This is a genomic window from Paraburkholderia sp. A1RI-2L (genome assembly GCF_048957375.1).
Lineage (GTDB): Bacteria > Pseudomonadota > Gammaproteobacteria > Burkholderiales > Burkholderiaceae > Paraburkholderia.
The window spans coordinates 1,214,119-1,234,673 of sequence record NZ_JARBTA010000001.1 but is presented as its reverse complement, the minus strand read 5'-3'; the positions used below and the strand labels follow the sequence as shown (position 1 = coordinate 1,234,673).

The window sequence follows — 20,555 nt, the reverse complement described above, 5'->3', positions numbered from 1 at the left end:
GATCGCAGCATGGCAAGCCGCCGTGAACGAACCGGCTGTGCCGCGCTAAGATACGGCGCTATTACCCTTACTCGCCAGTCACTCCGGAGCCCATGCGGATGCAGGCATCGAAAGGAAGCCGTCGTGGCGTTTGAATTTTTCAGTGGCATGCGTCACCTCAACCGTGCAGGGGCGTTGCGTGACGCGAAAGCGGGCGTGCTGCTCGCGTCGATGAATATTCCGCAACTGCTCGGCTATGCGCGCATTGCGGGCATGCCGGCCGTTACCGGGATCTATACCGGCTTCCTGCCGTTCATCGCGTTCGCGTTCTTCGGCGCTTCGCGCCACCTCGTGGTCGCTGCGGATTCGGCTACGGCCACGATCTTCGCGAGCAAGCTCACAGCCATGGCGGCGCCTGCGAGCGCCGAATACGTCGCGCTGGCTGGCATGACCGCGTTGCTCACGGCGTTCTTCCTGCTGCTCGCGCGCATTTTCCGGTTAGGCTTTCTCGCCGACTTTCTCTCGCGCACGGTGTTGGTGGGCTTTCTTACCGGTGTTGGCGTACAGGTGGGCGTGGCGATGCTCGGCGACATGCTCGGCATTCCGTTCGCCTCGCGGCGCACGGCCCTGCAGGTCAGGCAGATCATCTTGCAGTTTTCCTCCATTCACTGGCAGACACCTGCGATCGCGGCGCTCGTGGTCTTGACGATTCTCGTCTTCAAGCGTTTGCGGCCGGCCTGGCCCGTGCCGCTCGTCGCGGTGGTGGGCGGCATTGCCGCGAGCGCCACGTTCGACTTCGCGGGCCGCGGCATTGCCGTGACCGGACCGCTGCAAGGAGGGCTGCCGCACATTGCGTTTCCGGCCGTGGGCTGGTTTCAGATGCTCGATTTGATGCAGGTGGCGGCAGCGTGCTTCGTGATCATCATCGCGCAGAGCGCCGCGACGAGCCGCGCATTCGCCGAGCGCTACGACGAGCGCGTGGACGAAGACCAGAATTTGCTGGGCCTCGCCGCAGCAAACGCGGCGGCTTCGCTGAGCGGCGCGTTCGTGGTCAACGGCAGCCCCACGCAGACCGCCATGGCCGAGCAGGCCGGCGCGCGCAGCCAGTTTGCGCAACTGGCGTTTGCTGCGGTTGTCGTGGTGGTGCTGCTATTTCTGAGCAACTGGCTGCAATATCTGCCACGCTGCGTGCTTGCGGCCATCGTCTTCACGATCGCTGCCGGCATGGTGCACATTGGCCAGTTGATCGATATTCGCAGCGAAAGCCGTGGCGAGTTCTGGCTCGCCGTGGTTACCGCGCTCTCCGTGGTTGTGATCGGCGTGGAGAACGGCATTCTCATTGCGATCGGGCTCTCGCTGCTGCGCCACGTGCGCCACAGCTATCGCCCGCATACGATGATGCTTGCGCCCAACGAGACGGGGCGCTGGATGCCCGTGCCGGCGCAGGTCGGACTCGTGACCGGGCCCGGCCTCATCGTCTATCGCTTTGGCTCCGATCTTTTCTACGCCAACGATCATCTTTTCGTCGACGAAGTGAACGGTTTGATCGACGGGGCGCCGTCGCCCGTGCATTGTCTCGTGATCGACGCATCGGCCATCACGGCCATTGATTATTCGGCAGGTCGTTCGGTTAACGAGTTATGCGAGTCGCTGCGCAATCGCGGCATCGAGGTGATATTCGGCCGGGTCAACCGCTATCTGCGCGCGGACATGGATCGCCACGGCATCACCCCCGTGGTGGGCGCGGAAAACATCTATACGACGCTCCACGAGGCGCTCGCGGCCGTGCATCCGGAACTCGGCCAGCACGCTGACGCGTGACCGGTCCTTGCACGTCCTTGCACGTCCTTGCACGTCCTTGCACCATCCTCGCGCAGTGCAGCATGGTTCCAGCGGGGCTGCCGTGCTCGCGAGCGTTTGCAGAGACACCGGACCTCCAGAGAAACCCGAATTGCCCGCGAGATTTCGTGGCTGATATCGTGCGCGTCAAGCGCTGTGGAAGCGCTTCCACATCAACTCCGCCGGGGCGCGGCAACATCTCGCTGACGGCTTTTGCGCAGTAATCGGTAATTCACCGACGTTCTTGCGATCTCAGGCGCTCTGATGCAAGGGCGAGCGCAGGGGATTGCCGGCGAAGAGTGATTTCCACATCCTCGGCGTGAGTTCATGCACGCGCGATGCCGGATGCTGGCCCACGCGCTGCAACACGTCGACCAGATAGTCGTAGGGATCGATGTCGTGCAGCTTGCACGTCACCAGCAGGCTTTGCGCGATACCGATCTGCCTGGCGCCGAGTTCGGTCCAGCAGAACATCCAGTTCTTCTTGCCCATTGGGATGGCGCGCAGCGCCCGCTCCAATGAATTCGTATCGATCTCGACATCCGCATCATCCAGATACAGCAACAGGCCATCGCGGCGCTCACGGACATAGGCCAGCGCCTTCGTGAGCGGACTGCTCGGCAGCAAGCCTTGCGCTTCGAACTGCCTGTCCACCCAGACGAAGAACTGCTGCGCCACCGGCTTCGCATGCTGCTGCCTCCATGCGCGCTTGCCGGAGCCTGTCAGGCCCTTCTGCCGGATGTCTTCCTCGACGCGATACAGCGCGCCGATATGCTCCAGCGCTTCGGCCACGCGTGCCGGCTCGATCTCTTCGGCCTTCACGAAGGCACGCCTGCTGTGCGCCCAGCACTGCGCGTGGGCCAGACCCGTCTTCTTCGCATACCAGGCGTACGCCTTGTAGCCGTCCGTGTGCAGGACGCTGCCAGCCGCCGCGGTTTGCCCGAGCAACTGCTCGACGTGCTCCTGCCGCCGGCTCGGCTGGTAGTGGAAGCAGATCTCCTCGAGCTCGCCCATCACCGGCCAGAAGTACGCCGACTTCATCTTGCCCGGGCCGTCCCGTCCGGCCTTGATCGGCGTCTCGTCCATGCGCTTGACACGCGAGCTCAGGATCGACTGCCACTGCGCGTCGTGGACGGGCTCGATCAGCGCAATGGCCGCTTGCGCGATCTGCGTGAGCCACTGCCGCGACACGCGGATGCCGCACTGGGCAAGCCGCTGATGTTGGCGGTACAGCGGCAGGTGGTACACCAGCTTGTCGATGAGCAGCCCGGCGATGAACGACACATCGGCGCGGCTGCCTTCGATCACACCAACCGGCGCCGCAGGACACGACAGTGCCTGCGTATCGCGCCGCTTGATCACCGGGCGCACGTACTTGAGCACGACATAGCTGCCGGGACGTTGGGCCAGCCGGTGGCTCACACGCTCGCCGATTACTTCGTAATCCTCGGGATCGAGACCTGCGCTCTCGGGGTTCGCGATCTCGATGACTTCGACCGGCACCTTGCCCTCGTCGAAGAACAGCGTTGATTCGTCGACACCCGGGCGACTGGGCGTGGTGCTGCGCTCGTGGCCTGCTATGCGCGTCTTCCTGCCCGGCGCCGGTGCATCGGGCACAGCATCGAAGGCTTCGCCCAGCGTGCCTTGTGCCGCATCGGGCTGTACGATGCGACGCTCGCTCTTGCGGCCGAACAGCTGGCGCTGGAACCACGCGACTTGCGCGCGCAATTGTGCGTTCTCGCTCAGTACCGCTTCGCATCGCGCTGACAACGCCGCCACGTGCGCAGTGAGCGCTACGAGCGTTTCGTCGGTGGCGGCAGTCGATGGCATGGCCACCATCATAGGGCAACGCATGCCTCATGGCGAGGGCCTCACCGGCGACTGTGGCTGCGTGTGCCGGTAACGATGCCGCTGCCGGACGACCTCGATTCCCTCGAGCAACAGCTTCAGTTGGGTGACATCGATCTCACGCGTGTCCGCCCGGTTCCAGTTGGCCAGAAATCGGCCTTGCTCGAGCCGCTTGGCCCAAACGCACCAGCCGCTGCGATCGAAATAAAGCACCTTGATTTGCGTGGCACGACGATTGATGAACGCGAACAGATGGCCCCCAAGTGGATCGACCGGCATGCTGTGGCGTGCGATCGCGTGCAAGCCATCGAACGAGCGCCGCATGTCCACGGGTGCGCCGTACAGGAACACACGTACCTGCTGCTCAGGGAAGAACATCAGCTTCTCGCGATTGTCAGAACGATGCCGCCGGGCAGATCGAGGCGGATCGTCAGATTCGCCTGTCCAGCCTGCGTGCCCGGGTTGATGTGCGTGTCAGTTGCCGCAATGGTCCCCAGATCGACAAAGGCCGAGTCCCCGGCGGATGCATCCACGCCACACGGAGATGCCAGGCCCTGCAAGCGCCGCCGCCAATGATAGAAGCGAAACTCCGACACCGACTCCTCACGGCAGAACGCTCTGACCGTCAGTCCGCGCTCTGCGAAGCGTGCCAGCCTCTGGCGCCACGCTAATTCCACTTCCTCTCGCTTCGCTGCTGCCTTCATCGTCTGCTCCTGATCGCATTGAACGAGGAGCATTCTGCAACGACATCTACGCGAACTCTATAACGCTCATGGCTTACCGCTTACTTTGCGCAGGAGCTTTCGTGACACACGACCTAGCCGCTTCGCCGCATTCCGCTTCGCCGCATCCCGATCCGGCTGCCTCGTTCGAACCCGACGCCTTCACGCCGGCGCCCGATTCCGTGCTCTGGCGAGGCGACTTCTTGCTGGGGGCGGCCACCGCGTCGTACCAGATCGAAGGCGCGGTGGGCGAGGATGGCCGTCTGCCATCGATCTGGGACACCTTCAGCGCCACACCCGGCAAGGTGCTCGCGAGCGATACCGGCGCTGTGGCCTGCGATCATTACCACCGTTGGGAAAGCGACCTCGATCTGCTGGAAGCATTGAACTTCGAGGCCTATCGCTTCTCGATTGCCTGGCCGCGGGTGATGGATGCGTCGGGCCGTCCGAACGAAAAGGGCATCGGCTTCTACCGGCGCTTGCTCGAGCGTTTGAAAGAGAAGGGCATCCGGGCTTTCGCGACGCTCTATCACTGGGACTTGCCACAGCATCTGGAGGATCGCGGTGGCTGGCTCAATCGCGATACTGCCTGGCGTTTTGCCGACTATGCGGACCTGATGAGCCGTGAATTGTCGGGCCTCGTCGACGCATGGATGACGCTCAACGAGCCGTGGTGCTCGGCGTATCTCGGCTATGGCAACGGCCATCATGCGCCGGGCCTTGCGAATCCGCGCTATGCGACCCAGGCCATGCATCATCTGCTGCTGGGCCACGGGCTGGCGACGGCGGCGCTGCGCGCGAACGATCCGCGCTCGGCCAAGGGCCTTGTCGCGAACGTCGGGCGCGGCACGGCGGATTCAGATTCGCACGCCGACCTCACCGCCGCGCGCCGCTTCGAAGTGCAGCACAACGCGTGGATTCTCGACCCGTTGCTCAAGGGCGAGTATCCAGCCGAGCTGTTCGAACTGTGGCCCGGCACTGAGCCGCTCGTGCTCGACGGCGACATGCAGACGATCGCCACGCCGCTCGACTTCCTCGGCATCAACTACTATTTTCGTACCCAGGTGAAAAGCGACGGCGCACACGGCTTTGTCGAAGTGCCGCTTGCCGGCGTCGAACGCACGCAGATGGGCTGGGAGGTCTATCCGGACGGTCTGCGCGATCTGCTCGTGGGCTTTCATCGCACGTATGAAAACCTGCCGCCCGTCTATATCACCGAGAACGGCATGGCTTCCGACGACAGCGTGCGCGAGGGGCAAGTGGACGACGCGCAGCGCATTGCGTTTCTCAAGCGGCATCTGGCTGCCGTCGACGCCGCGATCAAGGTGGGCGTGGACGTGCGCGGCTACTTTGTGTGGTCGCTGCTCGACAACTTCGAATGGGCATTCGGCTACGAACGGCGCTTCGGCGTGGTTCATGTGGATTACGACACGCAAAAGCGCACGCCCAAACGCAGCGCACAACTGATTGCGCGCTTCATGGCCCAGCGAGGCGCGCGGGCTTGACTTCATAGAACGATAGACAAACCGGTACACCGGAGGAGACGCAATGAAGCGATTGGACCGGATGAACCCGCGCGCGCCCATGCTGCGCGCTGTCGTCGCTGCGCTCGCGATGGCCGGCGCGCTGGTGGCGCACGCCGCGGACGCACCGATCAAGGCCACCGTGATTCACTGGTGGACCTCGGGCGGCGAATCGGCCGCCATCAAGCAATTCGCGCAAGCCTATGATCAGGCGGGCGGCCAGTGGATCGACAACGCGATTGCCGGCGCGGACCAGGCGCGCGCCACGGCAATCAACCGCATTGTTGGCGGCGATCCGCCCACGGCGGCACAGTTCAACACGTCCAAACAGTTTCACGATCTCATCGACCAGGGACTCCTGAATAATGTCGATGACGTTGCAGCCAGAGAGAACTGGAACGCCATTTTGCCAGAATCGGTGCTCAACCAGATCAAGGTGAACGGGCATTTTTATGCCGCGCCCGTGGACATCCACATGCAGGACTGGTTTTTTTACTCGAAGCCCGCGTTTGCCAAAGCCGGCATCGCGAGCGAACCCAGGAACTTCGACGACCTTTTCGCCGACCTCGACAAGCTCAAGGCGGCAGGCCTGATTCCGCTCGCGCTCGGCGGCCAGGCGTGGCAGGAGAAAATCACTTTCGACGCGATCTTCGCCGACATGGATCGCAATCTCTACATGAGGGTCTATCGCGACCGCGATGCGAACGCGGTCAATTCGCCGGCTTTCAAGAACGTGCTGACGACCTTCAAACGCCTGCACAGCTATGTCGATCCGGGCTCGCCCGGCCGCAACTGGAACGATGCGACGGCGCTCGTGATTTCGGGCAAGGCAGGCATGCAAATCATGGGCGACTGGGCGAAGGGCGAGTTCTCTAACGCGCATCAGATGGCGGGCAAGGACTTCGGCTGCTTTCCGGGCTTCGCGAATTCCCCGTATATGGTGGCGGGCGATGCGTTCGTGTTCCCGAAGACCGACAACCCGCAGGCCGTGAAAGCGCAGCAACTGCTCGCGACGGTGATGACCTCGCCCAAGGCGCAAGCGGCATTCAGCGAGAAGAAGGGCTCGATACCGATTCGCCAGGACGTGGATACTTCGAACTTCGACATCTGCGCGAAGGAGGGCATGACAATCATGAAGGACAAATCTCGCCAGTTGCCGAACCCGGAGATGCTGATTCCGCCTGATGTGCAGGGCGCGCTTCAGGACGTCATCACGAACTTCTGGAACAAGAACCAGCCCGTCGACGAAGCGCAGAAAGCGTTCGCCACGGCGATCAAGCGCTGAGCCGGGGCAGCCCATGTACGCGCTCAAGCTGGATCATGCGAGGCGCCGGGAACGATTGAAACGCGCGGGGCGCCCCATGCGGCGGCGCCTGTCGCTGGCCGCGTGGATCGCGCTGCTGCCGATGGCAGCCACGGTCGTGTTCGCCTATATCGGCACGATGCTGTGGACCGCGCGTGTTTCGATGAGCTACTCGCGCTCACTGCCGACCAACACGTTCGCGGGCGCGACCCAGTATGCGCGGCTCTTCGAAAACGACCGCTGGATCGTCTCGCTGCAGAACCTCGCGATCTACGGTGTGTGCTTTATCGTAGTCTGTCTCGCGACTGGTTTGTTGTTCGCGATATTCATCGACCAGCGCGTTGCAGCCGAGGGTGCGCTGCGCACGATCTTTCTCTATCCATATGCGATGTCGTTTGTAGCAACCGGGCTCGTGTGGCAGTGGATCCTCAATCCCGAACTCGGCGTCCAGGCGGTGCTGCGGCATATGGGTTTCGCGCACGCGCACTTCGACTGGATCGTTTCGGAACGCTTCGCGATCTATACGCTCGTGATCGCGACCGTGTGGCAGGCCTCGGGGCTCGTGATGGCATTGATGCTCGCGGGGCTGCGCGGCATCGAGGAAGAGATCTGGATGGCCGCGCGCCTCGACGGCATTCCGCGCTGGCGTGTTTACGCGAGCATCGTCGTGCCGATGCTGAAGACCTCGATGTCCACCGCGTTCGTGCTGCTCTTCGTGATGGTGGTGAAGCTCTACGACGCGGTGGTGGCCATGACGCAAGGCGGCCCCGGCACCGCAAGCGAAGTGCCGGGCAAGTTCATCATGGATTACCTGTTCAATCGTGCGAACATCGGGCTGGCTTCCGCCGCCTCGATCGTGCTGCTCGCGACGGTTCTCGCGGTGCTCGCGCCAGTGCTGTACGCGCGCAGCCGTGTTTCGGCCATGGCAGCGCGCAGGGGAGAGCGAACATGAACGTTCGGCTTGCCAAACCGTCCAGCGCCCGCGCGACTGAAGCGAAGCCCGGGCGCCGCATGCCTGCCCCGAGGCGGCGGCGTCATTTCACACCGGCTCGCTTCGGTATATATGGATTCCTGATTATTTCCGCGCTGTTTTTCCTGTTGCCGCTCTATGTGATGCTCGTTACCTCGCTCAAGCCGATGAATGAAATCCGCATGGGCCATCTGCTTGCGCTGCCGCTTCATGTCACGCTCGCGCCGTGGCAGGACGCCTGGTCGTCGGCATGCACGGGCCTCGAATGCGCGGGCATTCGCGTGGGCTTCTGGAATTCGGTGCGCATCGTCGTGCCGAGCACGATTATTTCGATTGCGGTGGGCGCCGTGAACGGCTACGCGCTCTCGTTCTGGCGGCCGCGCGGCGCGGGCGTGCTATTCGCCGTGCTGCTCGCGGGCGCGTTCATTCCCGTGCAGGTGATGGTCTATCCGCTCGTGCGCGTGCTGGCCGCCGTGCATCTGTTCGCTTCGCTGCCGGGCATCGTCGTGATCCACACGATCTTCGGCATGCCCGTAATGACGCTGCTATTTCGCAACTATTATGCCGCGCTGCCGCAGGAGCTCTTCAAGGCGGCGCGCATCGACGGCGGCGGCTTCTGGCGCATCTTCGTGCAACTCATGCTGCCCATGTCGGCGCCCATTATCGTGGTTGCCTTGATCATGCAGGTCACGGGCATCTGGAACGACTATATTCTCGGGCTGGTTTTCGCGGGCACCCATAACCTGCCGATGACCGTGCAACTCAACAACATCATCAATACCACCACAGGCGAGCGGCTCTACAACGTGAACATGGCCGCGACGATCCTAACCTCGCTCGTACCGCTCGCGATTTATTTCATTTCGGGCCGCTGGTTCGTGCGCGGCATCGCATCGGGCGCGATGAAGGGATGAGCAACCGACGATGAGGTCAGGACAAGGAGGCAGACGATGGCGAATCCGGCAAACGTAGCGGTGCACAACCTGCGCATCGACCTTGGCGCGAACACGGTGATCGAAGATCTCGACCTCGATGTGCGCGCGGGAGAGTTCGTGGTGCTGCTCGGCCCTTCGGGCTGCGGCAAGTCCACCTTGCTGCACAGCATCGCCGGCCTGATCGACGTGACCCACGGCAGCATCGAAATCGCGGGCGCAGACATGACGTGGGCCGATCCCAAGGATCGCGGCGTGGCGCTCGTGTTCCAGTCGTACGCGCTCTATCCGACGATGAACGTCGAGAGAAATCTTTCATTCGCATTGCGTATCAATGGCACGCCACGCGCGGAAATCGAGCGGCGCGTGCAGCGAGCGGCGGAGATGCTCCAGCTCGGCCCGCTGCTCTCGCGCAAGCCGTCGCAGCTTTCGGGCGGTCAGCGCCAGCGCGTGGCGATCGGGCGCGCGCTGGTGCGCGAAGCCGATGTGTTCCTGTTCGACGAACCGCTCTCGAATCTCGACGCCAAGCTGCGCACGGAACTGCGCCGCGAGCTCAAGCAACTGCATCAGCAACTGGGCGCGACAATGATCTACGTGACGCACGATCAAGTGGAGGCCATGACGCTCGCCACGCGCATGGCGGTCATGAAGGGCGGCGTGATCCAGCAGTTCGGCGCGCCCGCCGATGTCTATGCGCGGCCCGAAAACCTGTTCGTGGCGACCTTCCTTGGTGCACCGCCGATGAATCTTCTGCACGGTGTGCTCGAAGCCGGCGAAGGCAAGCTGTGGTTCCGCGGCCAGCGGCTCGCCGTGGACGTCTCGCGCTATGCGTTCAAGGGAGCGCCCGATCCTGGCCGGCCATGTGTGCTGGGCGTGCGTCCCGAGGACATCCGCTCGGGCGATCCGGTGCGCATTGCCTCGCGGGGCGAGGCGCTGCAAGGCCAAATTACGCTGATCGAACCGATGGGCAACCACCGGGTCCTCTGGCTCGATTATCATGGAACGCAGATCGCTTCGATCGATCAGGACAAGACACCGCTCGCGAGCGGAGCTAGTGTGCCGTTCGAGATCGATGCCGGGCAGGTATCGCTGTTCGACGAGGCGAGCAGCCTGCGACTTTGAGCGCCCATTCATCAGACCATTAGATGAAAGGGGCGGGCGCTCGGAAAACATAACCAGAAGAAGGCAAGGGGGCAAACAAGCGTGGTAACCCTCAAAGACGTGGCAACGCTGGCCGGTGTGGGTCTTTCCACGGCCTCGCGGGCGATTTCGGGCAAGGGGCCGGTGTCGGCCGAGGCTGCCGCGCGCGTGCAGGCCGCTATCGAGCAACTAAACTTCCGGCCGTCGTCGATAGGGCGGGCGATGGCGACGCAGTCGCTCGGCATCGTCGGCATTTTCGTGCCGACTTTTTTTGGCTCCTATTACGGCACCATCCTCAAGGAGACCGATACGGAATTGCGCGCGGTGAAGCGGCACGTGGTAGTGGCCACCGGTTGCGGCGACGGCTCGCCACGCGAGCAGGCCATCGAGGCCGTGCGCTTTCTGATCGGGCGCGACTGCGACGGCATGGTGGTCATCAGCCACGACCTGCACGACGAAGACCTCAATATGCTGCATGCGATGCATCCGCGTATGGCGTTCCTGAACCGTGTGTTCGATCAGTTGCCCGAGGCGTCGTTTTGCGCCGACCATTTTCACGGCGGCGAACTGGCCGCGCGGACGCTGGTCGAGCATGGCCACCGGGAGATTGCAGTGATCGGCGGGCCGCCGAGCTCTTCGGACAACCTCGCGCGTCTCGACGGTTTCTTCACCGAACTCGCGCACCACGGCATTGCGCGCGCGGCAGTGCCGCTCATCATGTCGGACTTCTCGCCCGAGGGCGGCTATGCCGCGGCCGGCGAGTTGCTCGACTCGAAGCAACGCTTCACGGCACTTTTCTGCGCCAACGACACGATGGCCATGTCGGCGCTCGCCCGTTTGCAGCAGGCGGGCATTGCGGTGCCGGACGACATCTCAGTGATGGGCTACGACGATGATTATTCAGCGGCCTATATGGCACCCGCGCTCACCTCGGTCCACATTCCGACGGCGGAACTCACCCGCAATGCCGTGCGCTGGCTGATCAATCAGTGCTATGGCACGCATTGGGACATCGAGCGCGATTTCGGCGTCAGCGTAACGATGCGTGCCTCGGTCGCACGGCCGAATCCCGCTCGTCTTGTCTGACTATTGCTCGGCGCAAGAGCGTATGGGATGGCGGTGGCACGCACGCGCGCACTACCGCCCGCGCGAATCAAGGCTGCGCAGCGAGCGCAGGCGAGGACGACGGGGTAGGGGCGCTGGTGTGTGTGGTGGCAGCCGTATAGGTGCCGGTGAGCGACTTGAGAAACGCGGTCAGCGCGTCGACGTCCGCTTCGGACAGCGTGGTGCCGAGCTGATACTGCGCCATCATGCGCACCGCCTCACGCAGATCCGTTACGCTGCCGTCGTGGAAATACGGTGCCGTGAGCGCCACGTTGCGTAATCCCGGCACCTTGAACGACTGGCGATCGCGTGGATCGTGCGTGACGTTGGCCCGGCCGTTGTCGGCTTCGGTCAGCGCGTCGCCGCGTGCGGCGAAGTAGTCGCCAGCACGGCCCATGCGCTCGAACGATTGCCCACCCAGATTGGCGCCGACGTGGCAGCTCGCGCACCCCACCGACTTGAACAGGTTATAGCCACGCACCTCTTCGTTGCTTAATGCTTCAGTGTTGCCGCGCAGCCAGGCGTCGAAACGGCTGGGCGTGAGTAGAGTCTTTTCGTATTCGGCAATGGCGTTGGTGATGTTCGCGCCGTTCAGTCCATCAGGGTAGGCCTGCAAGAAGGCCTGCGCGAACGGCGCATCGGCATTGAGCTTGCCGACGATCTGATCCCACGATGCCGACGCCATCTCGACCGGATTGAGCGGCGGCCCGCCTGCCTGCTCCTGAAGCGTGGCGGCGCGCCCGTCCCAGAACTGCGTATGGTTGAGCGCGGCATTGAATACCGTGGGCGCATTCACGCCGCCCAGCTGGCCGCCCACGCCGATCGAGCGTTTGCGGTTGTCCACGCCGCCGGTCGCGAGCGAATGGCAGCTCGCGCACGAAATGGTGTTGTCAACGGAAAGGCGCGGATCGTGGAACAACTGCGCGCCGAGCGCGACCTTGCGCGCGTCGGTCGGCAACGCCTGCGGCAACGGCTGCACCGGATCGTTCTCGAAAGCCATCCCGACGCCAGGCGTGGTATACCCGCGCTTGCGCTCCTGCAAGATCCATGTGAGCAGCGTCTGCTGGTCGTGCTGGTTCAGCCCGGTGCGCCAGTGCACCATGCGAAAGCGCAGGGGAGGCATCGTGTCGTTCGTCACGGCGCGCTCCAGCTTGGCGAGATCGGCCTGCGGGGGAGGTGTACCGTTGCGCAGCGCATTGAACACGGCGTCGAGCCGGAAATAACGCTGGCCGGTCTCGATGTCGTAGCGGAAGAGCTGCTGGATGCCGGGCAGGGACGCATACGCCGGCAGTACCGCTTTGGTCGAGTGACAGTAATAGCATGCGTTGCGGGCGAGGATATTGCGAACCTTTGCACCCTCCGGAGACGCGGCGGGCAGGCTGGCCGTGCTTTCGGCGTAGAGGGTGTCGTGATACCAGGCGATGCCGCTAAGGCCGAGATAGCCGGCGGCGAGAAGCGCGACAGCGCCGACGAGGAATTTTTTCATTGTTGGCGTTGGTTGTAGGGAACCTGGGAATCCTGAGCGGATGTCGGGCCCGAACAAGCCCACTCTGGCATGGACCTGAGTACGGTGAACGCCAGGTGAAGAAGGGCCGAGACGGATTAGCGTGCTGATGCTACCGATACCCGGCGTCAGCGCCATTGCGGCACGTCAAGCAGACGCTGACTTGTCGCCCGCGACCGGTCGAAGCTTAAAAAACTGGCATCTATTCGATAAGTAGAACAAACAAAACGGCCTTTCTATTTTTTTTCATTCATGGCAATCATGCCGTGAATGATAGGCATCAAGGTCACCCGTGCAATACCGTGCCCGGCGCCTGAAACGAGGTCGCACGGCTAAAGCCGGAGCAGATGGTGTGCCGTCGCGTTGCCTGCATCAAGGCGCACGCCTGAGCGCGAAGTGACGCTTCCCGGTCTGCGTGGCATGCTTTCAAGGGGGGGCATCGAGCCACGAAACCAGGGCGATGGCGCATTCGTGCCGCGATACGCTAGCCGCTGGTAAGCTGGATACTGCAAAGCCTGTGGAGGGCCATGTCCAGGCTTCGCTGATCAGTGCCGGTTCGCGCGCGCAGGGAACAAATGGGTGCTGCAAGCTGGGACAGTCATAGACGACCTTTCAGTCAGGAGACGACGTGAACAAAATTGTCTTCCCTGGAGTCATTGCGCGAACCTTCGCGGTGCAGCTCGTGAGCCCGATTTGCCTCGCGCTCATAGGTGCAGTCATGCTGGGCGGCTGCGCTCACCAGAAAGTGGCAAGCAAGCATGAGCCTGTGCAATCGAACGTGCCATCGCCGCTCAATGACCTCGGTAGCGGGCCAGGCGAGAGCAGTGCGGCAATAATCGATGCGCGCGCAACGAGTGAGCTGGATGCCATGGGCCGGTATCTGCGCTCGTTACGCACCTTCGAAGTGAATGCGAACACGGCCACCGACGTCGTGCTCGACAACGGCCAAAACGTAGCGTTCCTGCATCACACCGTGCTCAAGGTCAAACGGCCCGATCGCCTGCGCGCGGACATCACAGGTAACGGCAACGTGCGCGGCATCGTCTATGACGGCCATCGCTTCACGATCTTCAACGAGAAAAAGGGCTACTACGCGCGGCACGATGCTCCGCCCACGCTCGACGCTCTGGTGCATGACCTCGCCGCCAACTGGCATATCGAAACGCCGCTCGCCGATCTGTTCTATTGGGGCAACGGCAAGCCCGACAACAGCGCCATTCAATCGGCACAAACGCTTGGCGACGAGAAGATCGACGCGCGCACCTGCACGCACTATGCATTCCGGGAAGCGGACGTGGACTGGGAACTGTGGGTACAAACGGGGCGCAGGCCGCTGCCGTGCAAAATGATCGTTACCGACACGACCCAGCCGGCGCGGCCGCGCCATGATGTGACGTACCACTGGCGGCTCAATCCGGCCTTCGCGGCGTCGACGTTCGTGTTCCATCCGGGCCCCGGTGCGCGGCAGATCGAGCTTAAGCCCGCAGATCATTCACCTTACGGGGAGGCGGAATGAGGAAGCCGAAGCACGAGCCTCACACCTGTGCGCATGGAACGCAGGCACGGGCCTAATTACTCGAGGGGCGAAAAGTGACTTAAGCAATTCTTAAGCTACCGGCGACGAGACTATCGGCCAAGTCTGAAAAAGTGTGCCGATGGAATGAAAGCGATTTACGCCGATCTTAAGCGAGCCCGTATGCGTCCGACCTCTAGTCGCGTCGCGGTTCTGCATTTGTTCCACGAATTTCCGCGCGAGCACATGACCGCCGACCAGGTCTTTCGGCGCGTGCCGCCGGAGACCGAGCAATGCAGCCTCGCGAGTGTGTATCGTGCGCTGGCGCAATTGCTGGATGCGGGCCTGATCACGAGCGCGTGGATTGGCGAGCAGCGCGTCGTGTACGAACTCAATCGCGGCACGCGCCATTCGCATCTGGTCTGCAGCGATTGCGGCACGATTTGTGATGTCGACGACAACGCGCTCGAGTTGCAGCACGAGGCCATTGCGGCCGCGCGCGAGTTTCGGTATGCAAGCGCAAGCCTTGTGATCTTCGGGCGCTGTGCGCAATGCGAGGCCTCGCCAGATTCGGCCGTTCGGCGTGCGGGCGCGTTGCATGGGATGGATCGGCGCGTGCAATAGTGCGGGATGCATGCGTGGACGGAACCAGGCGGTGGTGGAAGCGAAAGCCGGTGAATTTTGTATTTGACATAATGCAAATTATCAATATTTTATGTGTAGGTCCCAAATAGAAATGGCGTGCTCTAGCCATTTAGAAATGTCGCGTTTCGACCTCGGTAAGCTTGCCGGTTCCCTGCGAGACTGTGGAGCCGCCCATGCACCGAAGCGCACTGGTGACATTGAACATGCGAGAACTCGATCGTTTGAAGGTAATCCAGGCTGTCGTGGATTCGGGCCTGAAGCCAGGTCGCGCGGCCGAGCGACTGGGCCTGAGCGTGCGCCAGATCGAGCGGCTGGTGCTGCGTTACTGGGCCGCAGGCATCGCTGGACTGGTGTCGGGCAAGCGTGCCTCGTCCTCGCTCGCGGTTACATAGCCCACGCTCTAACGTGAGAGTGGCGGCTTTTACGCGACTGCTGAGCATTGCCTGCGGACGTCTTTCTGCCCCGCGATGTCACCAGCACCATCTGAAAGCAGAAATGCCGCTATTTTGGCGATTTCGTGAGCTTCGGGTGCGTCCTCCCCACCACGGGGGGGTGCCCCGCGCGGCGTGCCCCCTAACCTGCAAACCGGTACACGCAATCGTGACGGCAAGCCGTTCGGCACGCGTAGTCCAAAAACAAGGAGACACCAATGGCGGCCATGATTGCCCGGCCCCGCTAGCGCGCTTTCGGCCTCTTTCCACCTCGCTGTTTCTATGCGCCTTCACGCGGCTATCCCAGCCACTGGCGCGCGCTTGGCCACCCAGGCCACCCTTGCCTCACATGCCGAACCACGAGACCGCGCACATGTCTGCTTCCTCTGCCTACCAGCCCAAGCCAGCCTGGATGATCACCGCACTGCTCACCTGGCTTGCCATGATCAACTTCCTCGACAAGATCGTTCTTGGCATGGTGGCCGTGCCGCTCATGGCCGACATGCATCTTTCACCGGCCCAGTTCGGCTTGGTCGCCGGCAGCTTTTTCTGGCTATTCTCGACCTCCACCGTCATCGTCGGCTTCCTCTCGAATCGCATCGAGACGCGCTGGATCCTGCTAGCCATGGGCGCGAGCTGGTCGATCCTCCAGTTGCCGCAGGCATTCACGGACAGCGTGTTTGCGCTGCTCGTCTGCCGCGTCCTGCTCGGCGCAGCTGAAGGCCCTTCGTTTCCGACCTCTGTTCACGCGTTGTTCAAGTGGTTTCCGGATCACAAGCGCAGTGTTCCGGTCGCCGTCATCAATCAGGGCGCGGTCATCGGCATGGTCCTGGCCGGCGTCGGCATACCGCTCATCACGCTTCGCTGGGGCTGGCGCGCCAACTTCTTCGTGCTTGCCGCGATCGGCTGCGTCTGGTGTGCGCTGTGGCTGTGCTTTGGCCGCGAGGGCTTGCTCGGCGCAAGGCCTGGCGGCGCCCAGGCCCAGGCGGACCCGGCTGAGCAGGTGCCCGAGCGCCTGCCGTACCGCAGGATACTCACCGATACCTCGGTGCTGTGCATATTCCTGCTCGGCTTCGTGGCCTACTGGCTGCTCGGCCAGACCATTACCTGGTTGCCCACGTATCTGGAAAAAGGGCTCGGCTTCGGCGGCGTCGTCGCGGGCCGCTGGTTTGCCCTTGTCATTGCGTTTGCTGCGCCCGTGACCGTTGGGCTGAGCGCGCTGTCACAGTCCATGGTGAAGCACGGCGCGACCACGCGCGAAGCACGCGTCCAGCTATCCTGCGCCACCATGATCGGCGGCGCGCTGCTGTTCGTCGCGCTCGCGACCATCGAGTTGACGCCGGTTCAGAAGGTGCTCTGCTATGCCATCGCCGGCGCGCTGCCCATGTTGTGCCTCACGCTCGCGCCCGCCATTCTTGCCGAGATCGTGCCATTCGCGCAGCGCGGTTCGATCATCGCCATCAACACGGCCATATCGAGCCTCGGTGCCGCCGTGGGGCCGGCCGTGGCGGGCCGCATCATCCAGTCGCGCGCAAACGCGGGCAGTCATGCTTATGAGCTTGGCATCCTCGTTACCGCGGCCCTGCTGATCGTGGCCGCGCTCGTCGCGCTGCGCTGGCTGCATCCGGCGCGCTCGCTGCGCACGCTCAACCGCGAAGCGGCGCCGCTTGCCGCGTGATGTCCGGCCGATTCTCAACTTTTCGGAGCACGTCACGCATGATCCCGGCATTGAATCGATCCAACTATCATCGGGTCGGCACCTGCCAATGAGCGGCCGAACACAAACATCCAATCTGGAGACTCGACATGCAAGCAACCGTTGGTACCCCAGCCGCCGAAGCCTCAAGCGAAAGCTGGCCGCTCACCGTAACTCGTCAAACCCCGACCATCGGCGCTGAGATCGGCGACATCGACTTGCGCGAGCCGCTGGACGACGCGACCTACCTCGCCCTGCGCCGCGCGCTTCTCAAGTACAAGGTGCTGTTTTTCCGCGACCAGGACATCACACCGGCCCAGCACGTTGCCGTTGCGCGCCGCTTTGGCGAGCTCGAACTGCACCCGACTTTCCCGCATCACCCCGACCATCCCGAACTCGCGATTCTGGGTCGCGGCGAGGCGAAGCGCGGGCGCGAGAATCTCTATCACTCGGACGTGTCGTGGCGCGAGATTCCGTCGATGGGCTCGATGCTGCGCTGCGTGCAATGCCCCGAGGTGGGCGGCGACACCCTGTGGATCAACATGGTCGCGGCTTATGAAAACCTGCCCGAGGACGTCAAGGCGCTGATCGCCGACCTGAAGGCGGTGCACGACTTCCTGCCGCTGTTCGGCATCGTGGTGCCCGACGATCAGCACGAGACGATGAAGAAGCGTTTTCCGCCGGCAACACACCCCGTCGTGCGCACCCATCCGGAAACCGGCGAAAAGATTCTGTACGTCAACGAGGCCTTCACGACCCATATCGCCAACTATGGCCACAAGACGGTCGAGCGCTACCGCGTGGGCTTCGATTTCAAGCTCGCCGAGATGGAACTGCTGCAGTACCTGTTCCGCCAGGCGCAGGCGCCCGAGTATCAGGTGCGCCTGAAGTGGCAGCCGAACACCATCGCGTTCTGGGACAATCGGTCGTGCCAGCACTACGCCATCCAGGACTACTTCCCCGCCGTGCGCCAGATGATGCGCGCGACGGTGATCGGCGACCGGCCTTTCTGAGCCGCCCACAGCATCGACATCGAGCCAATTTTCGTCAACGAGCAAGTCATGACAACATTGAACCGTTTCTATATCGGCGGCGAGTGGGTCGAGCCCTCGACCGGCGCCACGTTCTTCGACATCGTCGACCCGACCAGCGAGGAGCACACCGGCAAGCTCGCGATGGGCACGGCAGAGGACGCCGATCGCGCCGTCGCCGCTGCGCGTGACGCGTTTGCTTCGTGGTCCGAATCGAGCCGCGAGGAGCGGATTGCCCTGCTCCAGCGCATCGCCGGAATCTATCAGCGCCGCATGCCCGAGATCGCCGAGGCCGTGCGCAAGGAAATCGGCGCGCCGGTCATGCTGTGCAATGCGTTGCAGGCGCCGATCGGCCTCATGCAGTTGCAGGCGGCCATCGACACGCTGCGTCGCTTCGAGTTCGAAACCACGCATGCCAAAAGCTATGTGCGCCGGGAACCGATCGGCGTCGCGGCGCTCGTTACGCCGTGGAACTGGCCGCTGAACCAGATCGTGGCCAAGGTCGCGCCAGCGCTGGCGGCGGGCTGCACCGTCGTGCTCAAGCCCTCGGAGATCGCGCCGTTCGACGCGATGCTGTTCGCCGAGATCATGCACGAGGCCGGCACGCCGGCGGGCGTGTTCAACATGGTGTTCGGCGAAGGCCGCATCGTGGGCACGCGCCTGTCCTCGCATCCGGACGTGGCCATGGTCTCCATCACGGGATCCACGCGGGCTGGCGTCGAGGTGGCGATCAGCGCCGCGCCCACCGTGAAGCGCGTGACCCAGGAACTGGGCGGCAAGTCGGCCCTGCTGATACTCGACGACGCGGATCTGCAAAGCGCGGTCGCCAGCGGCGTTGCACAATGCATGGCGAACTCCGGCCAGACCTGCATTGCGCCCACGCGCATGCTGGTTCAGCGCTCGCGCTATGAGGAAGCGGTCGCCATCGCGGCAGCCGCCGCGAACGCGGTGACCGTGGGAGACCCCGCCGATCCCGCCACGCGCATGGGCCCCATCTCCAATCGTGCGCAGTACGAAAAGGTCCAGCACATGATCGCTGCCGGCATCGAGGCAGGCGCGCGCGTGGCAGCGGGCGGAACCGGCCGGCCCGACGGGCTCACGCGCGGCTTCTATGCGAAGCCGACGATTTTCGCCGACGTGCATAACGACATGGCGATCGCGCGCGAGGAGATCTTCGGTCCCGTGCTGGTCGTGATGCCTTACGAGGACGAGGAAGACGCCATCCGCATCGCCAACGACAGCATCTACGGTCTCGCGGGCTATATCGCTTCGGGCAATCCGGAGCGCGCCCGCAAGGTCGCGGCACGGCTGCGCGTGGGCTCGGTGCGCATCAACGGCGCGATGCTCGACGTCACGGTACCGTTCGGCGGCTACAAGACCTCCGGCAACGGGCGCGAATACGGCGCCGAGGGGCTGGCTGAGTTCCTCGAGTGCAAGTCGGTGACGATGTAAGGCCGCCGCCCTGCGAGCATCATTAAGGCATCCTCAGGGCACGAGCGGCATGGTCTGCCGCCTTCGCCTCCTGCGCGTGCGCGAGGGGCCAGGGTGCGACTACCCGCCGCGGGTAGGGACAACACCCGGGGTATCCAGCCATCATCGCGATACCGCGCCCGTGAGGGCGCTCGTCAGGAGCCCGCCGCGATGTCCGAGAATCCCGCCCCCACCGCCGCACGAAGGCTGGCGCACACGCGCCAGATCGTCTGCACAGGATACGCACGCGAAGACGGCCTCTACGATATCGAGGCCTGCATGCGGGACACCAAGGGGCACCACGCCAGCATGCTGTTCAAGGAAGTGCCTGCCGGCGAGCCGATTCATGACATGTGGCTCAGGATCACCGTCGACAACAATCTCGTGATTCACGATGCCCGCGCGCTCACCCACGCCGCGCCTACGCCGTATTGCACCCATATCAACGCCGCGTACGGAAAGCTGATCGGGGTGCGCATCGGCAATGGCTTCATGAAGGAGGTCAAAGCGCGGGTCGGCGGCGGCGCGGGCTGCACGCACCTGACCGAACTGCTCGGCCCGATGGCCACCACGGCATTCCAGACCCTCATGCAGCTGCGCGAGCGCACGCACGCGGCCATGGTGGACGACGCCCGCGCGCCGCTGCTGCCCATGCTCGACACCTGCCACGCCTGGCGCGCGGACGGCGAAGTCGTCCGGCTCGCGCGCCGCAACCGGAGCCAGCAAGCCTCGCCGGCTCCCACCGCGGCCGACGAGCACGCCGAGGGGGAGGCACGCCCGGCTTAGCCGCGGCACCGCTGGCAGAGCGCTTCGCGTGCATTCTTCGCACGCTACAATGGCCGAATATCCATTTCGTCATTGGGCGCGCGCAGCAATAGCCGCGCCTCGACAGAAAGGCGCACGCG

At 63.5% G+C, this 20,555-nt stretch carries 17 protein-coding genes and 1 pseudogene; 14 read left to right on the top strand and 4 right to left on the bottom strand.

Going from position 1 to position 20,555, the window contains the following annotated elements:
• The first annotated feature begins 147 nt into the window (after positions 1-147).
• Positions 148-1,800 carry a SulP family inorganic anion transporter gene (locus PWP93_RS05850; RefSeq protein ID WP_421025213.1) on the top strand — a complete coding sequence of 551 codons (1,653 nt, stop codon included), beginning with the start codon at positions 148-150 and terminating at the stop codon, positions 1,798-1,800.
• A 270-nt stretch (positions 1,801-2,070) separates the two neighbouring features.
• Here PWP93_RS05850 and tnpC read toward each other — a convergent pair whose 3' ends face one another.
• From tnpC to tnpA, 3 genes are read right to left on the bottom strand one after another with little or no spacing between them, the layout of a single operon-like run.
• Positions 2,071-3,657, bottom strand: coding sequence for an IS66 family transposase (gene tnpC / locus PWP93_RS05845; RefSeq protein WP_421044971.1), 1,587 nt, complete (start codon positions 3,655-3,657; stop codon positions 2,071-2,073).
• An 18-nt stretch (positions 3,658-3,675) separates the two neighbouring features.
• Positions 3,676-4,044: an IS66 family insertion sequence element accessory protein TnpB gene (gene tnpB, locus PWP93_RS05840; RefSeq protein ID WP_421043126.1), complete on the bottom strand. Its 369-nt coding sequence runs from the start codon at positions 4,042-4,044 to the stop codon at positions 3,676-3,678.
• Positions 4,044-4,370, bottom strand: coding sequence for an IS66 family insertion sequence element accessory protein TnpA (gene tnpA / locus PWP93_RS05835; RefSeq protein ID WP_342964817.1), 327 nt, complete (start codon positions 4,368-4,370; stop codon positions 4,044-4,046). Before tnpA ends, tnpB begins: the two co-directional genes overlap by 1 nt.
• A 68-nt stretch (positions 4,371-4,438) precedes the next feature.
• On the opposite strand from tnpA, the gene PWP93_RS05830 reads away from it, so the two are divergent.
• From PWP93_RS05830 to PWP93_RS05805, 6 genes are all read left to right on the top strand, one after another.
• On the top strand, positions 4,439-5,893 hold the full coding sequence (locus PWP93_RS05830) for a GH1 family beta-glucosidase (protein ID WP_421043793.1): 1,455 nt from the start codon (positions 4,439-4,441) through the stop codon (positions 5,891-5,893).
• A gap of 61 nt (positions 5,894-5,954) precedes the next feature.
• Complete coding sequence (locus PWP93_RS05825; RefSeq protein WP_421045015.1) at positions 5,955-7,196, top strand: ABC transporter substrate-binding protein; 1,242 nt, start codon at positions 5,955-5,957, stop codon at positions 7,194-7,196.
• A 13-nt stretch (positions 7,197-7,209) separates the two neighbouring features.
• On the top strand, positions 7,210-8,166 hold the full coding sequence (locus PWP93_RS05820; RefSeq protein WP_421043792.1) for a carbohydrate ABC transporter permease: 957 nt from the start codon (positions 7,210-7,212) through the stop codon (positions 8,164-8,166).
• A gap of 59 nt (positions 8,167-8,225) precedes the next feature.
• Positions 8,226-9,098 (top strand): carbohydrate ABC transporter permease, encoded by an 873-nt coding sequence (locus PWP93_RS05815; protein WP_421045014.1) that lies wholly within the window; start codon positions 8,226-8,228, stop codon positions 9,096-9,098.
• A 36-nt stretch (positions 9,099-9,134) separates the two neighbouring features.
• Positions 9,135-10,238, top strand: a complete 1,104-nt coding sequence (locus tag PWP93_RS05810; protein WP_421043791.1) for an ABC transporter ATP-binding protein — start codon at positions 9,135-9,137, stop codon at positions 10,236-10,238.
• A gap of 81 nt (positions 10,239-10,319) precedes the next feature.
• Positions 10,320-11,342: a substrate-binding domain-containing protein gene (locus PWP93_RS05805; RefSeq protein ID WP_421043790.1), complete on the top strand. Its 1,023-nt coding sequence runs from the start codon at positions 10,320-10,322 to the stop codon at positions 11,340-11,342.
• A 67-nt stretch (positions 11,343-11,409) separates the two neighbouring features.
• On the opposite strand, the gene PWP93_RS05800 is transcribed toward PWP93_RS05805, so the two are convergent.
• Positions 11,410-12,846: a cytochrome c peroxidase gene (locus tag PWP93_RS05800; RefSeq protein WP_421043789.1), complete on the bottom strand. Its 1,437-nt coding sequence runs from the start codon at positions 12,844-12,846 to the stop codon at positions 11,410-11,412.
• Between the two features lie 646 nt (positions 12,847-13,492).
• On the opposite strand from PWP93_RS05800, the gene PWP93_RS05795 reads away from it, so the two are divergent.
• The 7 genes and pseudogenes from PWP93_RS05795 (at position 13,493) to PWP93_RS05765 (ending at position 20,436) form a co-directional block, all read left to right on the top strand.
• On the top strand, positions 13,493-14,380 hold the full coding sequence (locus PWP93_RS05795) for a DUF2092 domain-containing protein (RefSeq protein ID WP_421043788.1): 888 nt from the start codon (positions 13,493-13,495) through the stop codon (positions 14,378-14,380).
• A gap of 180 nt (positions 14,381-14,560) precedes the next feature.
• Complete coding sequence (locus PWP93_RS05790) at positions 14,561-15,001, top strand: Fur family transcriptional regulator (RefSeq protein WP_421023968.1); 441 nt, start codon at positions 14,561-14,563, stop codon at positions 14,999-15,001.
• 194 nt (positions 15,002-15,195) lie between these two features.
• A pseudogene (locus tag PWP93_RS05785) lies at positions 15,196-15,399 on the top strand (helix-turn-helix domain-containing protein); the annotation flags it as partial.
• A gap of 427 nt (positions 15,400-15,826) precedes the next feature.
• Positions 15,827-17,131, top strand: a complete 1,305-nt coding sequence (locus PWP93_RS05780) for an MFS transporter (protein ID WP_421043787.1) — start codon at positions 15,827-15,829, stop codon at positions 17,129-17,131.
• 128 nt (positions 17,132-17,259) lie between these two features.
• Positions 17,260-18,162 carry a TauD/TfdA dioxygenase family protein gene (locus tag PWP93_RS05775; RefSeq protein ID WP_421043786.1) on the top strand — a complete coding sequence of 301 codons (903 nt, stop codon included), beginning with the start codon at positions 17,260-17,262 and terminating at the stop codon, positions 18,160-18,162.
• Positions 18,163-18,210: 48 nt separating this feature from the next.
• Positions 18,211-19,632 carry an aldehyde dehydrogenase family protein gene (locus PWP93_RS05770; protein WP_421043785.1) on the top strand — a complete coding sequence of 474 codons (1,422 nt, stop codon included), beginning with the start codon at positions 18,211-18,213 and terminating at the stop codon, positions 19,630-19,632.
• 189 nt (positions 19,633-19,821) lie between these two features.
• On the top strand, positions 19,822-20,436 hold the full coding sequence (locus tag PWP93_RS05765) for a DUF2889 domain-containing protein (protein ID WP_421043784.1): 615 nt from the start codon (positions 19,822-19,824) through the stop codon (positions 20,434-20,436).
• Positions 20,437-20,555 lie beyond the last annotated feature (119 nt).

Bases quoted from the DNA above. Each gene is read 5' to 3' on its own strand.
- PWP93_RS05800 (WP_421043789.1), bottom strand. From the start codon at position 12,846: ATGAAAAAATTCCTCGTCGGCGCTGTCGCGCTTCTCGCCGCCGGCTAT.
- PWP93_RS05850 (WP_421025213.1), top strand. From the start codon at position 148: ATGCGTCACCTCAACCGTGCAGGGGCGTTGCGTGACGCGAAAGCGGGC.
- PWP93_RS05825 (WP_421045015.1), top strand. From the start codon at position 5,955: ATGAACCCGCGCGCGCCCATGCTGCGCGCTGTCGTCGCTGCGCTCGCG.
- PWP93_RS05770 (WP_421043785.1), top strand. From the start codon at position 18,211: ATGACAACATTGAACCGTTTCTATATCGGCGGCGAGTGGGTCGAGCCC.
- tnpB (WP_421043126.1), bottom strand. From the start codon at position 4,044: ATGTTCTTCCCTGAGCAGCAGGTACGTGTGTTCCTGTACGGCGCACCC.
- PWP93_RS05765 (WP_421043784.1), top strand. From the start codon at position 19,822: ATGTCCGAGAATCCCGCCCCCACCGCCGCACGAAGGCTGGCGCACACG.
- PWP93_RS05780 (WP_421043787.1), top strand. From the start codon at position 15,827: ATGTCTGCTTCCTCTGCCTACCAGCCCAAGCCAGCCTGGATGATCACC.
- PWP93_RS05775 (WP_421043786.1), top strand. From the start codon at position 17,260: ATGCAAGCAACCGTTGGTACCCCAGCCGCCGAAGCCTCAAGCGAAAGC.
- PWP93_RS05810 (WP_421043791.1), top strand. From the start codon at position 9,135: ATGGCGAATCCGGCAAACGTAGCGGTGCACAACCTGCGCATCGACCTT.
- PWP93_RS05830 (WP_421043793.1), top strand. From the start codon at position 4,439: ATGGCTTACCGCTTACTTTGCGCAGGAGCTTTCGTGACACACGACCTA.
- tnpA (WP_342964817.1), bottom strand. From the start codon at position 4,370: ATGAAGGCAGCAGCGAAGCGAGAGGAAGTGGAATTAGCGTGGCGCCAG.
- PWP93_RS05815 (WP_421045014.1), top strand. From the start codon at position 8,226: ATGCCTGCCCCGAGGCGGCGGCGTCATTTCACACCGGCTCGCTTCGGT.
- tnpC (WP_421044971.1), bottom strand. From the start codon at position 3,657: ATGGTGGCCATGCCATCGACTGCCGCCACCGACGAAACGCTCGTAGCG.
- PWP93_RS05790 (WP_421023968.1), top strand. From the start codon at position 14,561: ATGCGTCCGACCTCTAGTCGCGTCGCGGTTCTGCATTTGTTCCACGAA.
- PWP93_RS05820 (WP_421043792.1), top strand. From the start codon at position 7,210: ATGTACGCGCTCAAGCTGGATCATGCGAGGCGCCGGGAACGATTGAAA.